General features: G+C 71.3%; 13 protein-coding genes. 6 read left to right on the forward strand and 7 right to left on the reverse strand.

Annotation, left to right across the window (positions count from 1 at the left end):
• Positions 1 to 2 precede the first annotated feature (2 nt).
• From A6A29_RS19005 to A6A29_RS19020, 4 genes are all read right to left on the reverse strand, one after another.
• Positions 3 to 1,493, reverse strand: a complete 1,491-nt coding sequence (locus A6A29_RS19005; RefSeq protein ID WP_073721289.1) for an exopolysaccharide biosynthesis polyprenyl glycosylphosphotransferase — start codon at positions 1,491 to 1,493, stop codon at positions 3 to 5.
• Positions 1,490 to 2,665, reverse strand: a complete 1,176-nt coding sequence (locus A6A29_RS19010) for a glycosyltransferase family 4 protein (RefSeq protein ID WP_073721290.1) — start codon at positions 2,663 to 2,665, stop codon at positions 1,490 to 1,492. Before A6A29_RS19010 ends, A6A29_RS19005 begins: the two co-directional genes overlap by 4 nt.
• A 645-nt stretch (positions 2,666 to 3,310) precedes the next feature.
• Positions 3,311 to 4,360 carry a polyprenyl synthetase family protein gene (locus A6A29_RS19015; protein WP_073721291.1) on the reverse strand — a complete coding sequence of 350 codons (1,050 nt, stop codon included), beginning with the start codon at positions 4,358 to 4,360 and terminating at the stop codon, positions 3,311 to 3,313.
• On the reverse strand, positions 4,357 to 5,418 hold the full coding sequence (locus tag A6A29_RS19020; RefSeq protein WP_073721292.1) for a tetratricopeptide repeat protein: 1,062 nt from the start codon (positions 5,416 to 5,418) through the stop codon (positions 4,357 to 4,359). The genes A6A29_RS19015 and A6A29_RS19020 overlap by 4 nt, the downstream gene beginning before the upstream one ends.
• A gap of 309 nt (positions 5,419 to 5,727) precedes the next feature.
• On the opposite strand from A6A29_RS19020, the gene A6A29_RS19025 reads away from it, so the two are divergent.
• The gene (locus A6A29_RS19025; RefSeq protein ID WP_073721293.1) at positions 5,728 to 6,783 is read left to right on the forward strand and encodes a phosphotransferase; all 1,056 of its coding nucleotides are present in this window, start codon (positions 5,728 to 5,730) and stop codon (positions 6,781 to 6,783) included.
• A 26-nt stretch (positions 6,784 to 6,809) separates the two neighbouring features.
• Here the strand turns inward: A6A29_RS19025 and A6A29_RS19030 are convergent, their stop codons facing one another.
• Together A6A29_RS19030 and A6A29_RS19035 are read right to left on the reverse strand one after the other, a co-directional pair.
• Positions 6,810 to 9,047: an FAD-dependent oxidoreductase gene (locus A6A29_RS19030; RefSeq protein WP_073721294.1), complete on the reverse strand. Its 2,238-nt coding sequence runs from the start codon at positions 9,045 to 9,047 to the stop codon at positions 6,810 to 6,812.
• Positions 9,048 to 9,143: 96 nt separating this feature from the next.
• Complete coding sequence (locus A6A29_RS19035) at positions 9,144 to 10,961, reverse strand: hypothetical protein (protein WP_073721295.1); 1,818 nt, start codon at positions 10,959 to 10,961, stop codon at positions 9,144 to 9,146.
• Positions 10,962 to 11,353: 392 nt separating this feature from the next.
• Here A6A29_RS19035 and A6A29_RS19040 point away from each other — a divergent pair, with 392 nt between their 5' ends.
• The 5 genes from A6A29_RS19040 (at position 11,354) to A6A29_RS19060 (ending at position 18,817) form a co-directional block, all read left to right on the forward strand.
• Positions 11,354 to 12,736 (forward strand): ABC transporter substrate-binding protein, encoded by a 1,383-nt coding sequence (locus A6A29_RS19040; protein WP_073721296.1) that lies wholly within the window; start codon positions 11,354 to 11,356, stop codon positions 12,734 to 12,736.
• A 96-nt stretch (positions 12,737 to 12,832) separates the two neighbouring features.
• A complete protein-coding gene (locus A6A29_RS19045; protein ID WP_073721297.1) occupies positions 12,833 to 13,801 on the forward strand; it encodes a carbohydrate ABC transporter permease in 969 nt (322 codons plus the stop codon).
• Positions 13,801 to 14,727, forward strand: coding sequence for a carbohydrate ABC transporter permease (locus tag A6A29_RS19050; RefSeq protein WP_073721298.1), 927 nt, complete (start codon positions 13,801 to 13,803; stop codon positions 14,725 to 14,727). The genes A6A29_RS19045 and A6A29_RS19050 overlap by 1 nt, the downstream gene beginning before the upstream one ends.
• A 169-nt stretch (positions 14,728 to 14,896) precedes the next feature.
• Positions 14,897 to 17,701: a hypothetical protein gene (locus A6A29_RS19055; protein WP_073721299.1), complete on the forward strand. Its 2,805-nt coding sequence runs from the start codon at positions 14,897 to 14,899 to the stop codon at positions 17,699 to 17,701.
• 141 nt (positions 17,702 to 17,842) lie between these two features.
• On the forward strand, positions 17,843 to 18,817 hold the full coding sequence (locus A6A29_RS19060; protein WP_073721300.1) for an acetylxylan esterase: 975 nt from the start codon (positions 17,843 to 17,845) through the stop codon (positions 18,815 to 18,817).
• A gap of 12 nt (positions 18,818 to 18,829) precedes the next feature.
• Here the strand turns inward: A6A29_RS19060 and A6A29_RS19065 are convergent, their stop codons facing one another.
• Positions 18,830 to 21,838 carry an alpha-mannosidase gene (locus tag A6A29_RS19065; protein WP_073721301.1) on the reverse strand — a complete coding sequence of 1,003 codons (3,009 nt, stop codon included), beginning with the start codon at positions 21,836 to 21,838 and terminating at the stop codon, positions 18,830 to 18,832.
• Positions 21,839 to 21,907: the final 69 nt, after the last annotated feature.

Consider the following 21,907-nt stretch of genomic DNA (forward strand, 5'->3'; position numbering starts at 1 on the left):
GATCAGCTGCCTCCGAGCCGGAACAGGGAACCGGCGGTGCGGGCGAGCACGCACGCGTCCTGCCAGAGCGACCAGGTCTCGATGTAGCGGTTGTCGAACCGGGCCCGCTCCTCGATCGACGTGTCGCCGCGCAGGCCGTTCACCTGGGCGAGTCCGGTGATGCCGACCGGCATCCGGTGGCGGGCCTGGTATCCGGGGTGGGCGCGGCTGAACTGGGCCACGAAGAAGGGACGTTCGGGCCGGGGGCCGACCAGGCTCATGTCGCCGCGCAGGACGTTCCACAGCTGCGGCAGCTCATCGAGCGACGTGCGGCGCAGGATCCGGCCGGCCCGGCTCATCCGCCCGTCGGCCGCGACGTTCCACCGGGTGGCCGACTCCTGTGCGTCGGCCGGTCGCAGCGTGCGGAACTTCAGCAGGACGAACGGCCGTCCGTGCCGGCCGACGCGTTCCTGCCGGAAGAGGACGCCCGGTCCGTCGGAGAGCCGTACCGCCAGTGCGCACCCCGCCATGAGGGGGGCCACCGCCAGCAGGACGAGCGCGGCCAGCACGGCGTCCATGACCCGCTTGACTCCGTGTGTCAGGGGCCGGTGCGCTCCGCTGTGCAGGGCATACGCGGTGAAGCCCCACAGGTGGTCGGGCCTGGCCCCGGCCGGTCGCGGGGCGGCGGCCCCGGAACCGGGGCTGCTGATCAGCCACACCCGGCAGCCGTGCCCGACGAACAGGCCGAAGAGGGCCGCCCCTTCGGGGGTCGCGTCGGGCGGGGCGGTGAAGACCGCGTGGCGCACCCCGTTCTGGACGACGGCCCGGCCCGCCTCCTCCACCGTGACCAGGGAGGGCAGGGGCGGGAATCCGGCCGGGGACGCGGTGAAGCCCTCGTCCGGGGCAGTGCCGGGGACGACCCGGCCGACCGGCAGCAGCCCGTACTCGGGGTGCTCGTACAGCGCCGCCGTGACCTGCTGGGCGGTCGCTCCGTGCCCCACGACGACGGCGGCCTGCGGGTTCCTCGCGCCGGACCGCAGGCGTGCGCGGTGGACCGCGGCCCGTGCGACGCAGCACAGCACCGTCTGCGCCGCCGCCGCGCAGGCCAGCGCCGACCAGCCGATCGCGTGACGCGGGTCCCACGCGGCGAGCAGTTCGGCGGTCGCGTACCACTGGAGCAGGGCGAGACCGAGGAGCGCGGGCAGCTCGGAAAGGGCCGAGGGGGACAGGCCCTGCCGGTACAGCCCCCGGTAGGCGTGCAGCATCAGTGGGGCCGCGGCCTGGACGGCGAGCCACGCGGACGGCCACGGCACCGGGGAGAACACCGCCAGGGTGATGCCCAGCGCGAGCGAGTCGGCGAGCAGCAGCCGCGCCGCGGGTGCGTACCGGCCGTCCCTGCGGGTGCGGCGCAGGGACGGCGCGCGGGCCCCGCCTCTTCGCGGCGGATGAACCGTGTGTGCCTGAAAGGCTGTTGCCTGGGCAGTGCCGGGGACCGGTGCACTCTCCGTCGTCATCGCTCGGTGCGCTTCCTCATCGTGGGGCCGGACAAGCCGACGAGTTCCTGGTAAAGCCCGGCTACCGCCCCCGCGGTCTCCCGGACGTCGAAGACAGCTCGTGTGTGGCGCTGGACGCTGCGGGACAGCGCGTCCCTCAGCGCCGGGTCGGTGAGGAGGCCGGTGAGCGCCGAGGCGAGGGCCGCCGGATCCTCGGGCGGCACGATGCAGTGCGCCTCGTGACCGGGCGGCAGGCTCTCCCGGGCGCCGTTGACGTCGGACATCACGACGGGCCGGCCGCAGGCCATGGCTTCCAGAGGGGCCAGTGCCATGCCCTCCCAGCGGGAGGGCAGGACGAGGACGTCCGCCGCGTGGATCCATGGCCGCACGTCCTGACACGCTCCGGTGAACAGCACACCGGCGGGGGCCGCGGCCCGCAGGCTGTCCAGATCGGGACCGTCGCCCACCAGGACCAGCCGGGCACCCTCGACCCGCATCCGCCGCCAGGCCCGCAGCAGCACGTCCTGGCCCTTCTGCCGGCTCAGGCGGCCGACGCAGACGACCAGCGGAGCGTCGGCCGCGACGCCGTCCAGCAGGGGCAGGGCCGCACGGGCCGTTCGACGGTCCGTGCGGTCTCCGGGGCGGAAGTGGGCGAGGTCGATCCCGTTGTGGATCACCGACCAGCGGGCGGTGATGCCCGCCTCCTGCCCGGTGCGCAGTTCGGATTCGCTGACACACAGGATGTGGTCGGCCCAACGCGCGCCGAAGCGTTCCCACTTCAGGGCCAGCTCGGCGGTGCGGCCGCCCACGGCCTCGAACGACCAGGCGTGCGGCTGGAACACGGTGGGCACCCGGCCGCGTACGGCGATACGGCCCGCGAGACCCGCCTTGGCGCTGTGCGCGTGCAGCACATGCGGGCGGCACTCACGGATCAGCCGGCTCGCGGCCGCGACCTCCCCGGCCAGCCGCGGACCGGGCGCCCGCACGGCGGGCCAGCTGTGGACCACCGCTCCGGCCGCCGCGGCTCCGGCCGCCAGCGGACCGACGGGCGGACAGGCCACCACCGGGCGCAGACCCGCCCGAGCCTGCTCCTTCACGAGGTCGGTGACCACCCGGGCCACGCCGCCATCCACTGGCTGTACCAAATGAAGGACCGTCAATTGTCTTTCTTCAGTGCAACGCTTTTGCAGCACGGCCGGCTCTCTTCTTACGTGCCCCCGAAGCGCAGGCTCGGGAAAGCCCTGGTATCAGGAGATTCTGAAACGACGGTGATCCGACCGCCGAAGAAAGAGGGCGGTCGGGCAGCCGGATAGGAGAGACCTCATCCATGAGGCCGTCGCACGACTTCTTGGATGTGACGCCTCACGACGTCAACTGCGGGATCAATCCAGTGAGTAAAGACGAAGTGCACTTTGGCAGACAGAAGGCCGAAAGACCCGCGTGACTCGCTCATGCGTCCATGTGGGGAACACTCGAATGGCAGGCTGTTCCAGTGGAGTTCCGGAAATGCCGTACGCCTATTCGGCTCCGGTGGAACCGGGCTGCCGCTGGGCGGTGCGGCGAGGTCGTGGCAGCAATGGCACGGGAAGCGGGATGGTCACGCGGTCCTGATCTCACCCTCTTCGAGAGGGTGAGAATGCGGCCGATTGCCTTAATACCTGTAAGGCCCACCATTCGTTCTGCTGCTTAGTTCTATTGTCCGCAAAGCGGTGGGGATGGCGGGGCGCTCGTGACGGACGCGTGCGTCCCGAGCCGCGACCGCTGACAGAGCGACCCCGCCGGGAGGGACTGGGACCGGCGGGGTCGCGGAGCGTGGCGGGGCGTGGCGGGGCGTGCTGTCACATGGTGCGTTGGATGAGGTACGGGAGAAGCGCCAGGATTTCCTCGTGCGCGGCCGGAGCGAGCGGAACGCGGGCCAGGCTTTCGCGGGCGGCGGCCAGGTGCTCGTGCGCCTCGACCACGGTGGCGGTGCGGCCACCGGCTTCCTCGATGAGGCCGGCCGCCCGGCGGGCGGTGGCGTCGTCGAGCGGTCCGCCGACGTGCAGGAGGGCCTCCAGCCGGCGGGCGGCGGGGTGGTCCGCGGCCAGCGCCGCCAGGACGGGATACGTCTTCTTCCGGCGGCGCAGATCGCTGTGCACCGGCTTGCCCGTGGTCTGCGGGTCCCCCCAGATGCCGAGCAGGTCATCCACCGCCTGGAACGCCACCCCGAGATGCCGGCCCGCCCGGTCCAGGGCGTCGGCCGTGCCCGCGGGGGCCCCGGCCAGCACGGCGCCCAGTCCGGCGGCACAGCCGAGCAGCGCGCCCGTCTTGTGTTCGGCCATCGACCGGTACTCGTGCGGGCGGACCGCTCCGGGCCCCGTCCAGGGCCTGGACTCGAAGAGCAGGTCCTCCGCCTGACCGCGCACCAGGTCGCTCAGCGCCGAGGCCAGCCGCCGCACCGCCGGGGCGCCGCTCCCGCCGGGCGCGTCGGCCAGCGTCTGTACGGCCAGGGCGAAGAGGGCGTCTCCCGCCAGTACCGCGGGGCCGGTGCCGTACGCCTTCCACACGGTGGGGCGCTGCCGGCGGGTCTCGTCGCCGTCCATGATGTCGTCGTGCAGCAGGGAGAACGTATGGATCAGCTCGACGGCGACCGCGCCCACGACGGCCTCCCGGCCGGGGGCTCCGGCCGCCTCGGCACCGAGCACCGCGAGTGCCTGGCGGATCCCCTTGCCCTGTGAACCGGGCAGCGGGCTGCCGTCCACCTCGCTCCAGCCCAGGGAGAAGGCGGCCATCCCGGCGTGCCAGGGGTGCAGGCGCTGTACGGCCTGGGCGAGAGCGGGCCGTACGAGATCGCGGCAGCGGGCCAGGGTCCGGGGCGCGGTGTCCTGTTGGGTCGTGGGCACGGTCATCGGCGGCCGCTCTCGTCGTCGCCCGCGCCGCCGCTCGGTGCCACGCCGAGTTCGGCGTACGCCTTGTCCACCATGTCCCGGGCGTTCAGCAGGCCGATCCGGTCCAGTGTGTGGCGCAACCCGTCCAGATCCGCGGCGGTTTCGTGCCGGTCGCGGCCGAGCCGGGCGCGCGCCTTGACGAGCCCGAGCCGGGCCAGCGCCTCGCCGCGGGGCTCGCTCATGGCGCTGAACTCTTCGAGCGCCTGCTCGTACACCGTGCGGGCCTCCTCGTACCGGCGGGCGCGGAAGAGGACATTGGCGCGCATCTTGTGGTTGTAGGCGAGCGCGCTGGACAACTTCATCTCGCGGCAGGTGACTTCGGCCTCGGAGAGCAGGGTCAGGGCATGCTCCGGGTCGTCCCGCAGGGAGACGATGTCGGCGATGCCGCGCAGGGCCCATGCCCGGCCGCGCCAGTCGTCCGCGTCCTTCGCGAGCTGGGCCGCCTCCTCGAACATCGTCAGGGCCGTGTCGAGCGAACCCGTGTTGCGGTGGATCTGCGCGATGCCTTCCAGTGCCCATACGGTGTGGCGTGCCTCGCCGCGGGCGCGCGCCTCGGCGAGCAACTGCTCGTGCAGGGCCGCGACGGTCCGGTAGTCGCCCTGTATGCGGCCGGTCTCGGCGAGGCCGGCGAGGGAGTAGCCGCGGGCGACGACGTCCCCGCCGCGCTTGCCCATGTCGGCGGCGAGCCCGAGCAGCCGGAACGCGAGCCGCAGGGAGCCCCGTTGGCGGGCCAGCGTCCCGCCGCTCCAGAGTGCCCAGGCCATGGCCCCGAGGTCCTCGACCGAGCGGGCGGACCGGTAACTGGCCTTCCAGGCCAGATCGGCCTCCGTCACATGGCCCAGCCTGCGGTGCGCCTCCGCCACGGCGAGCCCGGCCCGTGCCACCTCCGCCTGTGAGCCGGAAGCCTCGGCTGCCGCCAAGTGACGTATGCCCTCGGCCAGTACATCGGTCAGGGAGGCGTTCACCGACATCTTGGTGAGAGCACCTTGGTACTCGGGCGCCAGTGCTTTGCTCTGCATGGGTGCCTTTCGCGCGTCAAGTCCGGTCACCGCACAGCTATGCAGGCGATGTATACATGGGGTGCATAGCTGTATGGCGCTCATAGCCCGGAACTGGTGGGGGGTGGCCGCCGCCCGTCACGTGCGGCGAACTCTTCCTGTCGGTGATCAAGACGGCAGTCGCGCGCCGGGGGTTGCCTGTCCGCGTCAACTGTCTGGCCGGGTACGGATTCAGGACATCGGGCGAACGCGCTGCCACGGGACGGCGCCGCACGGCATCCCCGTACACCTCGCACGGCGGCCCTCGCCCGAGGCAACTACGCTGACCCCATGCCGAACCGCCTGCCGATGAGCGACGAACTCCGCGACGTACTGGGCGCTCCCGCCGGATCCGTCCCGCTGGAGAGCAGTCCGCGATCGCGCGTGTGGCGGGTCGGACTCCGCGACGGCGGCCGGGTGATCGTCAAGCAGATCACCGACGGCGGCGACGCCGCGGCGGACGCGGACGCCCGCTACGCGCGCGAGGTCGCCGCGCTGCGGCTCGCCGCGAGGGCCCCCCGGCCGGGCGTCGCTCCCGCACTGCTCGCCACGGACCCGCCGAACCGGGTGATGGTCCTGGAGTACGTGGACGACCTCGGCCCCGCCGGCGACTGGCTGCCGGGGTACGCGGAGTCGCTCGCCCGGCTGCACTCCCTCACCGGTCCGGCGGACACCGGCATCCTGCCCGCGTGGTCCGGTCCCACGGCCGGGGACGCCGCATCCTTCCTGGCCTTCGCCAAGGCCCTCGACGTCCCCGTACCGCGCGACGTACCGGACGAACTCGGCTCCCTGCTCGACCGGTTGGACCCCGCGCCCCATCACGCGCTGCTGCACGGAGACCCCTGCCCCGGCAATGACCTGCGCACCGCCACCGGCGTCCGGTTCATCGACTTCGAACAGGCCGCGCTCGGGAACGGACTCGTCGAACTGGCCTACCTGCGGATCGGGTTCCCGACCTGCTGGTGTGCCATGTCGGCCGGGCCCGCGCCGCTCGCGGAGGCGGAGGACATCTACCGCTCCACCTGGCGGACGCTGACCGGCACGGACGTACCCGGCGACCTCGCCGACGCCTGCGCGGGCTGGCTGATCCGCGGCGACGCGCTGGTCGAGCGAGCCCACCGCGAGTCGGTCGACCACCTCGCGCGGGTACCCGTGGCCGACTTCGCGTGGGGAGACGTCCTCGCCCGGGAGCGGCTGGTGCACCGGCTCGGAGCGGTCGCCGAACTCACCCGCGACCACGAACACCTGCGTGCCCTCGGCCGCCTGTGCTCGGCCCTCGCCACCCGCATGCTGCACCGCTGGTCGGGCCTGCGCCCGCTGCCCGCCCACGACGCCAGACCCCGGTAGACCGGAGACGGCCGCTCCCGGCCCGCTCAGCCGTACGCGCGCACCCCCACGATCCGCGCGTGGCGCGCGCCGTTCGTCGCGTCCACCCGCACGCGCAGCGCGGTGGCGGTGCGCCGGGTGAAGCGGTGGACACGGTGACGCACGCGGTTGTCCGTCTCCGCGGCGACCGTCTGCCAGGCGCCGTCCACCAGTGCCTCGACCCGGTAGTCCCGTACCAGCTCCGGCATGATCTCGAACGGTGTGCGGTGCAGGTGCAGATTGTTCAGATACTCGTCCACGTCGTCGTCCAGGACGAGCTGTACGGAGCCCAGCTCGACGGGCGAGTCCCAGTCCAGCCGCAGCCAGGCCGCCCCCTCCTCGGCCGCCTGCCACAACTGCGGTCCCCCATAGGGGCGTTGATAGCCGCCGACGGTCCTCTCCGGTGCGTACGCGGCCGTCGCCCCGGCCCGGAAGCAGAAGCTGCGCCGCCGTAGCCCGCGGGCGATCCACTCGGTCACCGGCTCGGCGTTCACCTCGGGGATGTGCTCGTCGAACCCCGCCTCCGCGGGCCGCTTCCGGGTCAGGGAGAGCACCCCGGTGCGCCGCTCGTCGGCGAGGTGCAGGGCGGCGTCGGCATTGGCCCGCACGACCACGACGGCGTTGCGCGGCTCGTCGGGGTGCCAGCGCAGCGGAACGGTGATCCACCGGCCGCGCCCGGCCGCGAGGGGGACCGAGTGCGTGGACAGCCGACGGAGCGGAACGGCGTTCTCGGCGCGCACCGTGTCCCACAGCTCGACGTCAAGAGCGGTGTCCGCACCCGCGTCGACGAACAGCTCGAACCCGTCGAGAAGCGGGTCCACCGGCAGCACGATGCCCAGATCACGGTCGAGGGGACAGCGCTCGGTACCCGGGCCCGGCTCGACGGACAGCCGGTCCAGGGTGCTCGACGCGCTCACCCGCGCCGACCGCGCCCGGTCGTCCGGGTCGGTGTTGCGCACCCCCACCACCGAGGCGTCCTGACGGAGCAGAACCTGCTGGAGGCGCCGGTCCGCGGCCAGCTCGCGCGGAGTGACCCCGTCCCGTACGCAGAGCGCGGCACCGGTCCCCGCCGCCTCGCCGAGCGTCGCGCACGTCGCCATCACCCGGGTCGTACCGAACGCGATGTGCGTGGCCGAGATATTGCGGCCCGCGAAGAGGAGATTGCCGACGTTGCGGGAGTAAAGACTGCGGAAGGGGATGTGGTAGATGCCGTCGGGGTGGATCTGGTGGGCGCCCGGCTCGGTGGCGTACATGCCCTCGACCGGGTGCAGGTCGATCGACCAGCCGCCGAACGCGACCCGGTCCTCGAAGGGTTCCTGGGCCATGACCTCGGTCTGGGTCAGCACATGGTCGCCGAGGAAGCGGCGGTACTCGCGCTTGCCGGGCAGGGAGCCCACCCACTCCAGGGTCAGGTTCTCCGCGTCGAACTTCCCCGAGTTCTTGATGTGGTCCCAGATGCCGTGGATCACGGACCAGAGTTCGTCACGGATGCGCTCGTTGTCGTGCACGGTGTCGAGCCCGCCGCCCCACTCGATCCACCAGTAGTCGCAGCCGTTGTCGCCGGTGCGGATCAGCCGGTGCTCGGGGATCGGGGTGTCGAGGATGTTCTTCGCGGAGGACGGCGGTACGTACTTCACCGGGTGCCCGGCGTCCTTGGTGTAGAAGAGGATCGTCGAACCGAGCAGTTCGCCGTCGGGGGCGTCCGGAGCCCAGCTCTCCCCGTACTCGGCGCGGCCCTCCCGGCCGATCCGGTGATCGGCGCCCGCCAGATGCCCGACCAGACCGTCCCCCGTGCAGTCCAGGAACACCGGGCCGGTGAAGCTGATCAGCCGCTCCGAGCCCATCGTCCAGCCGGTGACCGAGGTGATCGTGCGCGCGGTGGCGGAACCCGTCGCCGCGACCTCGCGGACATCCGTGTTGAGGAACAGCGACACATTCGGCTCGGCCCGCAGCGCGTCCATGACGACCTGGTCCCAGTAGTACGGGTTGCCCTCCGGGTTGCGGTACTGGTTCTCCAGGTACAGCTCGCCCATGATGCCGCTCTCGCGGGCCCACCGCTGGGTTCCGTGCGCGGTCGCCCCGCACACCCAGACCCGTACCTCACTGCTCGAATTGCCGCCCGGTACCGGGCGGTTGTGGACGAGAGCGACCCGCTGTCCCAGTCGGGCGGCGGCAATGGCCGCGCAGACACCGGCGAGACCTCCGCCGATGACGGTGATGTCGCTGTCCACGGTCTCTTCACGCATGGCGTGAACGGTCCTTTCTCCAGGAACCTCTGCTCGGAATCCCACCGGTCCGGCGGACGGGTGGGACGAGGGCGCGTGCCCCTCACTCCGCCGGTGCTACGGGGCGAGACGGGTCTGCGACAGACGGGGCGAGGGCGGTGCCGCACCGTCCAGCGTCGCGGAGTGCAGCGCCGCATGAGCCTCGCGGGACACCACCGACCGGCCGCCGCGCAGCGTGAGCCGGTTCCCCCGCGGGGTCGTCCAGCGCAGCTCCGCACGGTCCTCGGCCGCCACCAGCTCCGGTGCGAGCCCGGTCGCCCGGTCCTCGTCCGAACCCTCGGTGACGCGGACGAGGGAGAGGGTCCCCGCCGCGTAGGCGTCGCCCACCGTCTCCCAGTCGAGCTCGGCGGGCGTCCCGCTCTCGAAGAGGACGACTTCGATCCGTACGCCGTCCTCGCGCGGGATCAGCCGCGCCGTCGGTGTACGGCCGCCGAAGCTCCCGCCGGCCAGCCGGAGGGCGAGCCGGGCCGTCCCGAGGTCCAGCACGACGCCATCGGTGAACGCGGCCGGTTCCGGCACGGGAGGCGCGCCGATCGCGTCCACCACCAGACGCAGCGACCGGGCCCGGAAACGGCCGCCCGGCTCGATCATGTCGAGGTGGTGGTGCCGGTCGCCCGCCGGACAGGCGAAGCCCGTCAGCCAGGCCACGTGCGGACCGCTCTGTACGGTACTGATCACGCCGGAGGCGAAGTCGAAGTCCTCCGCGCCGTCGTCCTTCACCAGATGGACGTGCACATGTCCCGTCCCGCCGTCCGGGCGCAGCCAGTGGCCGAACAGCGGGCGCCGCTGGAGCCAGGTGTCCTGGTGGTTCACGCTGCCGAGCGTGGTGACGCCGTCCAGCCAGGTGGTGCCCGTCTCGGGGGACGGGGCCCCGGCGAACCGCTCCCGGTGCTCGTGCTCGCCCTCCAGCGCCAGCAGCCGGGGGCGGGCCCAGTCGGGCATCCGGTAGTCCACGCAGGCGTGCACGCCCTCCAGCAGGGGAGACCCGGCCGGAGCGTCGGCCGGAGCACGCACCAGGCCCCCGGTGGCCTTGACCAGGTGGGGCGGCGCGCCCACGTCGTTGCTGTAGCAGCGGGCCATCGGGCCGGACAGCTGACGGGTCGGCGGGTGCCAGCGGGCCAGGAAGTGCTCCCACAGCCGGTCGTGCAGCCGCTCGTTGACGGCCAGCACGTCCTCGTCCCAGACGTGTTCCCTGATCAGGGTCAGGGTCTGCAGGACGACGCCCCAGTAGGACGGGCTGTTGAACTCGGTGAAGCTGCCGGTGGTGTCGATCGCCTCCGCGAGGCGCACCATGCGGTCCTTGCCGTAGGCGGACACCGCCTCGTCCTCAAGGATCTGACCGGCCGCGAGCGTGACGAACGTACCCATCGCGGCGACGTTCGTGTACGTCAGGTGGACGTTCCTGCGGATGATGGAGGAGGCCGCGTGCCGCAGTGACTCGCGCACTTCGCGCATCACGGGTCCGGGCAGGTCCTCGCCGTGCCGGGCGTGTATCAGGATCAGGTGGATGCCGAGGAAATCCGCCCAGTTCCAGTCCGCCGGGGCCATCTGTGAGGCCGGCTCCTCGGCGTAGTAGCCCCAGATGCCGTAGGTGTCGCTCGTGGTCGACCGGTCCTGGAGCCGCGCGATCTCAAGGATCACCGAGTGGGCGCGGGCGGCGTCCCCGTCGGCGCCCCGCTCCAGCAGCAGCAGCGCGTAGTGGAGGGAATTGCGGGTGGGGTGTGCCGGACCGCCCTTGATGTGGGTGTGAATGGGGTTGTACGGGGCCTCGACCCGCAACAGGTGCGCCTCGGCGTCCCAGCAGCGGTCGCCCTCGGCGAGGGCTGCTCGCAGCAGGGAGCGGTCGTACTCGGCGGCCGACCAGGCAGGGTGCACGGGATGTCCTCCAGCTCACGATCGCCTCCGCGGCGATCTCCGAAAACGCTTGGGAAACGTTTTCCAGAGGCTAAGCCGATGTCAACGCCCCGGCAAGGGGCTGATGGTGGACCGAGGTCCGTTCCGTCATCCCTGGTGGATCAGCGCGCGGCGTCGGATGTGGTCCGTCGCCGGGCGGAGGGGCGTCCGCATACGGGATGTATGCGGATGTTCCGGCAATGTCGCGAGGTGCCGTAGCTGTCGTCGCCCGCCTCGCAGGATTCGGGGACAGCCCTCAGCGGCAGGAAGTCCGCACCGTACCCATTGACGCGGCGATATGTCGCGAGGCAAGGTGACCCCGGCTGGAAAACGCTTTCCGGCTTGTTTCCGGTCTGCCCCTGAAGGAGTTCCCGATGAGACCCTCCCTGCGCACCGCCCTGACGGGCATCACCGCCGGTGCGCTCGTCTGCGTGCTTGCGTCGTGCTCCGACTCGGACAGTGGCGTCGCGGCCGACGGCACGGTGACCATTACCGTCTCGGGCCGCCCCCCGGCCACCAACGCCGCGGCGCTGAAGACCTTCAACACGCGGGTGGCAGCGTTCCGGAAGGCCAACCCCAAGGTCCGGGTCAAGACCAACGAGTACCAGTACGACCAGCAGAGCTTCCAGACCAAGGTGGGCGGCGGCAGCCTGGAGACGATCGTCAGGGTACCGCTCACGGAGATGTCGGGACTGATCAAGCGCAAGCAGATCTCGGACGTCACCGAGGAGTTCGGGCAGCTGAAGAACGGCGACCAGTTCAACGACGCCGTGCTCGCCGCGGCCAAGGGGCAGGACGGCAAGATCTACGGCGTCCCCACCGAGGAGTACGCCATGGGCCTCCTCTACAACCGGGACCTCTTCGAGAAGGCCGGACTCGACCCCGAGAACCCGCCGAAGACCTGGTCCGAGGTCCGCACGGCCGCCAAGGCCATCACCGACAGGACCGACGCCGTCGGCTACGCCCAGGCGACCAAGGAGAACGCCGGCGGCTGGATGCTGACCGCCATGACGTACTCCCACGGCGACGAGATGCAGAAGAAGACCGGCGGCAAGTGGGCCAACTCCTTCGACGCCCCCGGCAGCGGTGCCGAGAAGTCCCTCGACCTGCTGCGGCAGATGCGCTGGTCGGACGGGTCGATGGGCAAGAACCAGCTGCGCAGCATCACGGACATCGAGAAGGACTTCTCCGCGGGGAAGATCGGTATGGCGGTCACGGGCCCGAGCGCGGTCAACCACTACGTCCAGCAGTACAAGGGCGACCCGGAGACCGTCGGGCTGTCCGCCATGCCCGTGGACGGCGCCGGGCGGCGCACCCTGGCCGGCGGCAATGTCGCGGTGATCAGTCCGAAGGCGAGCCCTCAGGAGAGGGCGGCCGCGCTGAAGTTCATCGACTTCTACTACCTGACGACCAAGTACGACCCGAAGATCGCGGGCGAGGACGCGGCGGCCAGGAAGAAGGACGGCGGCGTCGTCGGCGTCCCGGTCGTGCCCTTCTTCCGGCCCGCCGTCTCGGACCCCGTCGACGCGGCCGTCAATGAGCACGCCAACACCCCGGTCGCGCACTTCGCCAGGTACACCCAGGCCCTCAAGGACTTCGAACTGGTCGTCGAGCCGCCCATCGAGGCGCAGAACGTCTACAAGTCCCTCGACAGCGCCGTACAGGCCGTACTGACCCGCGAGGACGCCGACCCCGCCGAGCAGTTGAAGAAGGCCGCGGGGCAGGTCAAGTCCCAGGTGGAGCGGGCGCAGCGTTGAGCGCCGCCGCACAGAACGCTTGAGGAGCCGTCAATGAGCAGGTCGGACGCGCCACCGGCGCCCACCGGGGACCGCACACCGAAAGACCGCACACCGATGAACCCTTCCGTGAAGTCCGCCCCGCCGTCGCCCCGCGAGCAGGCCGGGCCGCCGCACCGTGCCTCCCCGCATCGTGGCAGCCCGGCCGAACGCTTCGTCCGCTGGGTCAGGCAGGGGGGCATCACCACCATCCTGTTCGGCCTGCCGATGGTGCTGACCTTCGCCTACTTCTCCTGGTGGCCGATCGTCCAGAGCGTGCGGCTCAGCTTCGAGCAGACCAATCTGGTCGGCCCCGCCCAGTGGGTGGGCCTGGACAACTTCCGCAATGTGCTGGACGACCCGCTGCTGTGGACGGCGGTCGAGAACACCGCGCTGTTCGCGGCGCTCGCCCTGGTCATCGGCTTCCCCGTACCCCTGTTCCTCGCGGTCCTCATCGCCGAACTGCGGCGCGGCGGAACGCTGTTCAGGATCCTCGCCTACCTCCCGGTGGCGATCCCGCCGGTGGTCTCGGTGCTGCTCTGGAAGTGGTTCTACGACCCGGACGCCGGACTGTTCAACCAGTTGCTCGCCCATGTCGGCCTGGGACCCTACCCATGGCTCCAGTCCACCGACACGGCGATGCTGTCGATCGTCCTGGAGGCCACCTGGGCCGGTTTCGGCTCCACGGTGATCATCTACCTGGCGGCGCTCGGCTCGGTGCCCAGCGAGCTGTACGAGGCCGCCGAGATCGACGGGGCGGGGATCTGGCGCCGGGTCTGGCACATCACCCTGCCGTCACTGCGCGGGGTCATCCTGATCATGCTGCTGCTCCAGATCATCGGCACCCTCCAGGTGTTCACCGAACCCTTCGTGATGACGGACGGCGGGCCCGAGGACTCCACCCTCACCGTCCTGATGCTGATCTACAACTACGCCTTCCAGAACGGCGACTACGGATCGGCCACCGCCCTCAGCGTGCTGCTGGCCCTCGTGCTCGGCGTGCTCTCGGCGATCTATCTGCGGGCGACGAGGAGCTGGAGCAACTGATGGCCGTCACCACCCCCCTCCGTTCGCGGGGCAGGAAGAGCACCGAGGAGAGCGCACGTGGGCTCATCTCCTCGGCCGACCGCCGGCGCACCTCCGTGCGCGCCTCGCTCCGCTCCGTGCAGGGACTGTCCCTGCTCCTGCTGATCGCGTTCGGCGCGGCCCCGCTGTACTGGACCCTCAAAGGCGCGATATCACCGACCCAGGAGCTGCTGCGCGACCCGCTGGCGCTCTGGCCCGACCACACCCAGTGGGACAACCTCTCCCATGCCTGGACCGAACTCCAGGTCGGCCAGTACCTCTGGAACACCGTGGTCCTGGTGACCGGTTCGGTCATCGCCCACCTCCTCGTCGCCACCACCGGCGGCTACGTCCTGTCCGTGCTGCGGCCCAAGTGGGCGACGCCGGTGCGGTGGATGGTGCTCGCCACCCTCTTCATCCCCGGCTCGATCTCCCTGGTCGCGCTCTATCTCACCGTGCTCGACCTGCCCGGCCTCGGCATCTCGCTCGCCAACAGCCCCTGGGGCGTATGGCTGCCGCACGCGGCCAGCGCCTTCACCGTGCTGATCGTGATGAAGTTCTTCGACGGCATCCCGCGGGAGCTCTTCGAGGCCGCCCGGGTCGACGGCGCGGGCCCGTTCATCATCTTCCGCCGGATCGTGCTGCCCATGTCGCGGCCGATCCTCGCGGTGGTGACCCTGCTGACGGTCATGAGCTCCTGGAAGGACTTCCTCTGGCCGCTGATCGTCATCCCGGACACCGAGAAGCAGCCCATCTCCGCCGCACTGCCGCGCCTCGCGGAAACGGCGGAACAGTCGCTGCTCATCGCCGGGATGCTGCTCGCCATCCTGCCTCCCGTCGTCCTGTTCCTGATTTTCCAGCGGCAGATCGTACGCGGCGGGGGAGGCTTCACCGGCCTCAAGGGATGAGATCCACCCGGGAACACGCGCGGAACCGCTCCGCGCAGGCCGACGGCGGCAGCGGTGCGCGCCGACGGCCCGGACCGGTGTGCTCCGCCGGGGTACAGCCGACGGAGCACACCACCGCCCGGGAACCACGTCCAACGCACCGCACCGATCCGATCGAGAGGACACCTCGATGGAACAGAACGGCACGATCCGGTCCGGACCCCTGGCACGGGCCAGAGTAATGGGCCGTTCCGGGCATCCCACCGCCTGGGGCAGCGCCGCGGCCCTGCTCGGCTGCCTGCTGGTGGCCGCGCCCCTGCCCGGCACCGCACCGTCCGCCCACGCGGCGGCGGCCGCGGCCACGCTCACCGTCACCTCGCCCGACCTGTTCTTCGTCAAGGGCCAGGCGAAGATCACCCTCACCTCCGACCAGACTTCGGTGGTCTGGAAGGCCGTCGACGACCAGGGGGTGACCGTCGCCTCCGGCACCGCGCCGGTGACGGGCGGCACGGCCACCGTGGACGCCACCCAGCTGGGCAACGGCTACTACACGCTCACGGCGACCGCCGGCACCACGACCCGCACGGTGAACTTCGGCGTGGTGACCGCGCTCGCGGGCCATGAGCAGAAGGACCCGCGCTTCGGTACCGGCATCCACTACGGGTGGAACGACGGCGACGACCAGAAGCTGCTGCGCTCGGTCAAGCTGATGGGTATGCACGGGATCCGCGCCGACATCAACTGGAGCGCGATCGAGAAGACCCCGGGCCAGTACGCCTGGAGCAACTACAGCACCGACCAGCACATCCCGTACGCCAAGAGCCTGGGCCTGGTCTCCCTGCCGATCTCCGGCTACCGCAACCCCAACTACGACAACAACAAGACCCCCGCCTCAGAGGCCGCGCTGGAAGCGTACGGAAAGTACACCGCGGGCATCGTGGAGAAGTACCAGCAGTCCTCGAAGGAGGTCGAGATCTACAACGAGTACAACTCGACCGGCTTCAACAACGGCACCTGCGGCATCACCGCCGACTGCTACCTCCAGATGCTCAAGGCGAGCTACGGCAAGGTGCACGCCAAGGTCCCGGACGCCACTGTCGTCGGCGGCGGTCTGGCCGGGCTCCAGACCGACTGGCTGAAGCGGCTCTACGCCCTCAAGGGCCTGGACTACATGGACGCCCTCAGCGTCCACCACTACGGCTACCCGAGCCCGCCCGAGCAGGCCCTGGCGAAACTGCCGCAGGTGCGGGCCGATCTGGACGCGGCGGGCGGCCAGGACTTCCCGCTGTGGATGACCGAGAACGGCTACCCCACCCACGCCGACGGCGTCAGCCAGGCCGCGCAGGCCGCCTATGTGCCGCGCGCCCAGATCTTCTCGTTCGCCTCCGGCGTCGACCGCTACTACTGGTACGACCTCACCAACGACGGCACCGACGCCAACAACAAGGAACACAACTTCGGCGCGTTCAAGCGGCCCACCACCGGCGTCGCGGCCTGGCAGCCCAAGCCGTCCGTCGTCACCGAGAGCGTCCTGATCCGCCAGCTCGCGGGCCGCGCCTTCGCGGGCCGTGACGACGCCGGGTCCGCCGACGTCCGCTCGTACCGCTTCGGCACCGGCACGTCCACCGTCCGCGCGCTGTACACGACGGCCGCGACACCGGGCACCGTCCAGCTCTCGGCCACCGGACCGGTCACCGTCACCGACCAGCTGGGCCGGGCGAAGACCTACGTCCCGGTCGGCGGCAAGGTGCAGCTCGGCGTCGACGGCAAGGTGCTGTACGTCAAGGGCGCGGTGAGCGCCGTCACGTCCGTCGCCGCCCCCGCCTTCTCCCTCGAACTCCCCGAGCGCACCAACACGGAGGAGTCCGTCACCGCGGTGCTCAAGGCCGACCGCACCAAGGGGCAGCCCCCGGTCTCGCCGCTCCTCGACTTCCGCATCGCCGGAAAGACCTACCGGGTGACCGCGAAGCCCGGCACCGTGACCCGCAAGACCATCGACCTGCCCACCTCCGCACTGACCGGCACGCGTTCGGTCAGCGGTACGGTCGGACTCGGCCCGGTCAACTTCGGCCGGATCACCACCGACACCGATGTGGTGCCCCCGACGGAGGTCACCTTCGACCCGGTGGTGAAGACGGCGGCACCCTTCGCCGCCGCACTGAAGGTCACCGTCACCAACAACCGCGCCCGCTCCGCGCTCGACCTCAGCAAGCTGGAGTGGCAGGTCAACGAGGGCACCACGTTTCTGGACCGGGGCACCATCGACGGGCCGATCAAGGTGGGCACCGAGAACAAGGTCGCGTACACGGTGGACGCGCGCAACGTGAAGCCGTGGAACCGCTACTGGACGGCCGCCTACGTCAGCACCCCCGACGGCGCCAGGAACCCCGTGGGCTCCTGGAACGGCTGGGGAGCGGTCCAGCCGGCCGGAACCAGCACCACCACGCCCATCGACCTGGCCACCCACGCCGGCAAGAAGTACGCGGGCGGCTACCAGGGCGCGGCCGACCTCTCCGGCTCCCTGCGCCCGCAGTACACCGACGCCGGGCTCGTCCTGAAGGGCGAGTTCACCGACAACGCCCTGTACCAGCCCGCGACCAGCGCCGAGAACATGTGGCAGGGCGACAGCCTCCAGTTCGCCGTCACCCCCGAGGTCCCGGGCCGCAGCCGCCAGTACGTCGAGGTCGGCGCCTCGCTCGTCGGCGGCAAGCCCCAGGTGTACACCTGGCGGCCGCCGGCCGGCCAGAGCGCGGGAACCACCCCCGGCGCGACGGCGCAGATCACCCGTGAAGGCACCACCACCCGCTACACGGTGACGGTCCCCTGGGCCTCCCTCGGCCTCAGCGGCAAGCCGGCCGCCTCCATCGGACTCGGCTTCGTCGTCAACGACGCCGACAATGACGGACGGGGCCGCGGCTGGTTCGAGTGGGGCGCCTCCATCGCCAACAACTCCAAGAGCGCCACCGGCCTGCGGGCCGTCCAGCTGACCGACTGACCGGGCGGCCGGCCGAACGACCGCTCCCCATGAACCGGCGGGGCCGGGTGCACCTGACAGCACCCGGCCCCGCTGCTCCATGCCGTACCACCGGCACCGAACCCGTCACCACCCACCACCCATGAGGAGACGCACGACACCATGGCCCTGTTCGACCTGCCTCTCGACGAACTGCGCGACTACCGGCCCCGGATCGAGGAACCCGACGACTTCGACGCCTTCTGGTCCACCACTCTGGCCGAGACCCGCGCCCACCGGCCCGGCATCACCTTCGAACCCGTCGACACCCCGCTGACCGGCCTGCGCGTCTGGGACACCACCTTCGCGGGCTACGGCGGCCACCCGGTCAAGGGCTGGTTCAGCGCCCCCGCGCACGCCGAAGGCCCGCTCCCGCTCGTCGTCCAGTTCCACGGCTACAACGGCGGCCGCAGCCTGCCGCACTGCTGGGGCCTGTGGCCGCTGGCGGGCTTCGCCCACTTCATCATGGACGTACGGGGCCAGGGCAGCGGCGGCAACGTCGGGGACACCCCCGACCCGGTCGGCTCCGGCCCCTCCCACGCGGGGTTCATGACGCGGGGCATCGAGGCCCCGGAGAGCTACTACTACCGCCGGGTCTACGCCGACGCCGTACGCGCCGTCGAGGCGGCCCGCACCCATCCCCTCGCCGACCCCGCCCGCACCGTGGCGCTCGGTGGCAGCCAGGGCGGCGGCCTCGCCCTCGCGGTCGGCGGGCTCGTCCCCGATCTGGCGGCCGTCTCCGCCGACGTACCGTTCCTCTGCCACTTCGGGCGGGCCGTCACCCTCACCGATGCCAACCCGTACTCCGAGATAGCCCGCTACCTCAAGATCCACCGCGGCAAGGAGGAGAACGTCCTGCGCACCCTGTCGTACTTCGACGGGGTGTCGTTCGCCGCCCGGGGCAACGCCCCCGCGCTCTTCTCCGTCGCCCTCCAGGACCAGACCTGCCCGCCGTCCACGGTCTTCGCCGCGTACAACGCGTACCGGGGAGAGAAGGAGATCGAGGTGTACCCGTTCAACGGCCACGAGGGCGGGGCCATGTTCCAGGAAGCGGTCCGGCTGCGCCGCGTTCCGGCGCTGCTGGACCGCGATTCCTGAGCCGGGGCCCGCTCAGCCCGTCGCGGCGACCGCCAGGCGCAGCGTCAGGATCTGGAACGGGCGCAGCACCAGCTCCACCACGTCCCCCTGGACGGTGACCCGCTCACCGTCCAGGGGGCGTTCCAGCAGATCGGTCACCGTCGCCGAGGCCAGCGGGAAGCCGGCGCTCAGACGTGCGGCGGCCCGTCCGCCGTGTGCCTCGTGGACCCGGACGACCACGTCCCCGCTGCCGTCGTCGGCCAGCTTCACCGCCGTGGCGACCACCGCGTCACTGTCCAGCGAGACCAGCGGCGCCACCTCGCCGGTGCCCGGCACCCGGCGCTCCGGCAGGCTGAACTGCCAGCCCTCGCGCACCGCGTCACCGATCGTCGCCCCCGGCAGCAGGGCATAGCGCAGCCGGTGCACACCCTGGTCGGTCGCCGGGTCGGGATAGCGCGGGGCCCGCAGCAGCGACAGCCGCACCGTGGTCGTGGTGGAGCCGTCCTCGCGGACCGTACGGGTCACATCATGGCCGTACGTCGAATCGTTCAGCAGCGCCGCACCCCAGCCGGGCTCGCCGACATGCAGGAAGCGATGCGCGCAGATCTCGAACTTCGCAGCCTCCCAACTGGTGTTGGTGTGCGTCGGACGCTGGACATGCCCGAACTGCGTCTCCGCCGTGGAGTGATCGGCACGTACGTCGAGGGGGAAGGCCGCCTTGAGGAACTTCTCCCGCTCGTGCCAGTCGACCTCGGTGTCGATGTCCAGGCGCCGCGCCCCGGCCCGCAGTGTCAGCAGCTGGGTGACGCGGGACGACCCGAAGCCGCGCACCACCTCGACGCCCCCGCCGACGCGGCGCACCGAATCGGCCCCGGTCAGATCCGTCACCGTATTGCGGTAGAAGGAGTCGACGTCCCACGCGTCCCAGCGGTTGGGCAGATCCGGGTGGATCTGGAGCAGGTTCGCCGCACAGCCGGGGGCCACGCTCTCGCGGCCGGTCGCCAGATCGACGGCCGAGACCACCAGACCACGGGCGTCCACGATGACCCGCAGAAGCCCGTTGTCGAGCCGGAAACCACCGTCGTACTCCTCGATCTCCACCGGCTCCTCCACGGGCTCGCGCAGGGTGCCGCCACCCGCCGCGATACCCGCACGCGCGTGCGGAGCACCGTTGAACACGACCGTGCCGCCACCGTCGGACGAACCGGCGAGCGCCCGCTGCGCCGCGTCGATCACCGCTTCCAGCTCCTCGGCGATCCGGGCGTACGTGGCCTCCGCCTCGCGGTGCACCCAGGCGATCGACGAGCCGGGCAGGATGTCGTGGAACTGGTGCAGCAGCACGCTCTTCCAGATCCGGTCCAGTTCCGCCCGCGGATAGCGGAAGCCGGTCCGTACGGCGGCGGTGGCCGCCCACAGCTCGGCCTCCCGCAGCAGATGCTCGCTGCGCCGGTTGCCCTGCTTGGTCCGTGCCTGCGAGGTGTACGTGCCCCGGTGCAGCTCCAGGTACAGCTCACCCAGCCACACCGGCGGCCCGGTGTACTCCGCCTCGGCGGCGGCGAAGAACTCCGCGGGCGTCTCGATCGTCACCCGCGGCGAGCCCTCCAGGTCCGCCAGCCGCTCGGCACGCGCCAGCATCTCGCGGGTGGGACCGCCACCGCCGTCCCCCCAGCCGAACGGGACCAGCGAGCGGGTGGCGCTGCCCTTGTCCCGGAAGTTCTCCTCGGCGTGCGCCAGCTCCTCGCCGGACAGCTCGGCCACATAGGTGTCCACCGGCGGGAAGTGCGTGAACACCCGGGTGCCGTCCAGCCCCTCCCACAGGAAGGAGTGGTGCGGGAAGGGGTTGGTCGTGTTCCACGAGATCTTCTGGGTCAGGAACCAGCGCGAACCGGAGAGCGCCACCAACTGCGGCAGAGCGGCCGAGTAGCCGAACGAGTCGGGCAGCCACACCTCCTGCGTCTCCACCCCGAACTCCTCCAGGAAGAAGCGCTTGCCGTACACGAACTGCCGGGCCAGCGCCTCCGACCCGGGCATATTGGTGTCCGACTCCACCCACATCCCGCCCACCGGCACGAACTGCCCGGCCGCGACCTTCTCCTTGACCCGCTCGTACAGCGCCGGCTGATGCTCCCGCAGCCAGTCGAGCTGCTGCGCCTGCGACATGGCGAAGACGAACTCCGGGTGGTCGTCCATCAGGGCCACCACATTCGAGGTGGTGCGCGCGACCTTGCGCACGGTCTCCCGGAGCGGCCACAGCCACGCCGAGTCGATATGGGCGTGGCCCACCGCGGAGAGCCGGTGCGCCGACGCGTTCGCGGGCGAGGCGAGCACCTGGCGGAGCTGTTCCCGGGCGGCGGTCGCGGTGGCGTTGACGCCGTCGAGATCCAGCGCGTCCAGGCAGCGTTCGACGGCGCGCAGGATCTCCCAGCGGCGTGCCGAGCCGACCGGCAGCTGCCGCATCAGCTGGTCGAGCACCTCCAGATCCTGGACCAGCTCCCACACCTGCCGGTCGAAGACGGCGACCTCCATCCGCTCGACCCGGTACAGCGGCTCGCTGCCCGCGGTCTCCCGGTCGCCGAGCGCACTGACCCCTTCCAGGAGCTCGGGGTTGGCGGCGGCCTCCAGGTAGTACGTGAACTCCTCGCCGCCCGAGACCCGTTCCCCCACACGTAGCCAGGTGTTGCGCGGGTTGAGGGCCTTCACGACGCTTCCGTCCGGCCGGTGGGCGAGGGCTTCCGCCGAGAAGCCGGGCCGGTCCCGGGCGAACCCGAGGTCGATCACCGCTTCGACGGTCAGCCCGGCCCAGTCGGCGGGGACCCGTCCGGTGACCTTGAACCAGCTGGTGCCCCACGCGGGCCCCCAGTCGTCGCCGACCGCGCCGGGCTTGTAGGGGGCGCTCACCGCCTCGGTGAACGGGACCGGTTCGCCGGGGGCGTGCCAGACCTCGATGTCCAGCGGCGCGGTCCGCGGATGGACGGCGGGCCGGATGCGCTCGCGCAGGACCCGGTCCAGGCGTTCCTCGGTCAGTGTGCGGTCGTCATGCATGGCGAAGCCTCTTCCGGGCTGAGGGAGTGAGGGGCAGGGAGATGCGGTGGGAATGGGGATGCGTCGGCC

Source organism: Streptomyces sp. TSRI0281, assembly GCF_001905125.1.
Taxonomy (GTDB): domain Bacteria; phylum Actinomycetota; class Actinomycetes; order Streptomycetales; family Streptomycetaceae; genus Streptomyces.

Coding starts and splice junctions, on each gene's coding strand:
- A6A29_RS19005 (WP_073721289.1), bottom strand. CDS start 1,493: ATGACGACGGAGAGTGCACCGGTCCCCGGCACTGCCCAGGCAACAGCC.
- A6A29_RS19015 (WP_073721291.1), bottom strand. CDS start 4,360: ATGACCGTGCCCACGACCCAACAGGACACCGCGCCCCGGACCCTGGCC.
- A6A29_RS19020 (WP_073721292.1), bottom strand. CDS start 5,418: ATGCAGAGCAAAGCACTGGCGCCCGAGTACCAAGGTGCTCTCACCAAG.
- A6A29_RS19025 (WP_073721293.1), top strand. CDS start 5,728: ATGCCGAACCGCCTGCCGATGAGCGACGAACTCCGCGACGTACTGGGC.
- A6A29_RS19030 (WP_073721294.1), bottom strand. CDS start 9,047: ATGCGTGAAGAGACCGTGGACAGCGACATCACCGTCATCGGCGGAGGT.
- A6A29_RS19040 (WP_073721296.1), top strand. CDS start 11,354: ATGAGACCCTCCCTGCGCACCGCCCTGACGGGCATCACCGCCGGTGCG.
- A6A29_RS19045 (WP_073721297.1), top strand. CDS start 12,833: ATGAACCCTTCCGTGAAGTCCGCCCCGCCGTCGCCCCGCGAGCAGGCC.
- A6A29_RS19050 (WP_073721298.1), top strand. CDS start 13,801: ATGGCCGTCACCACCCCCCTCCGTTCGCGGGGCAGGAAGAGCACCGAG.
- A6A29_RS19055 (WP_073721299.1), top strand. CDS start 14,897: ATGGAACAGAACGGCACGATCCGGTCCGGACCCCTGGCACGGGCCAGA.
- A6A29_RS19060 (WP_073721300.1), top strand. CDS start 17,843: ATGGCCCTGTTCGACCTGCCTCTCGACGAACTGCGCGACTACCGGCCC.
- A6A29_RS19065 (WP_073721301.1), bottom strand. CDS start 21,838: ATGCATGACGACCGCACACTGACCGAGGAACGCCTGGACCGGGTCCTG.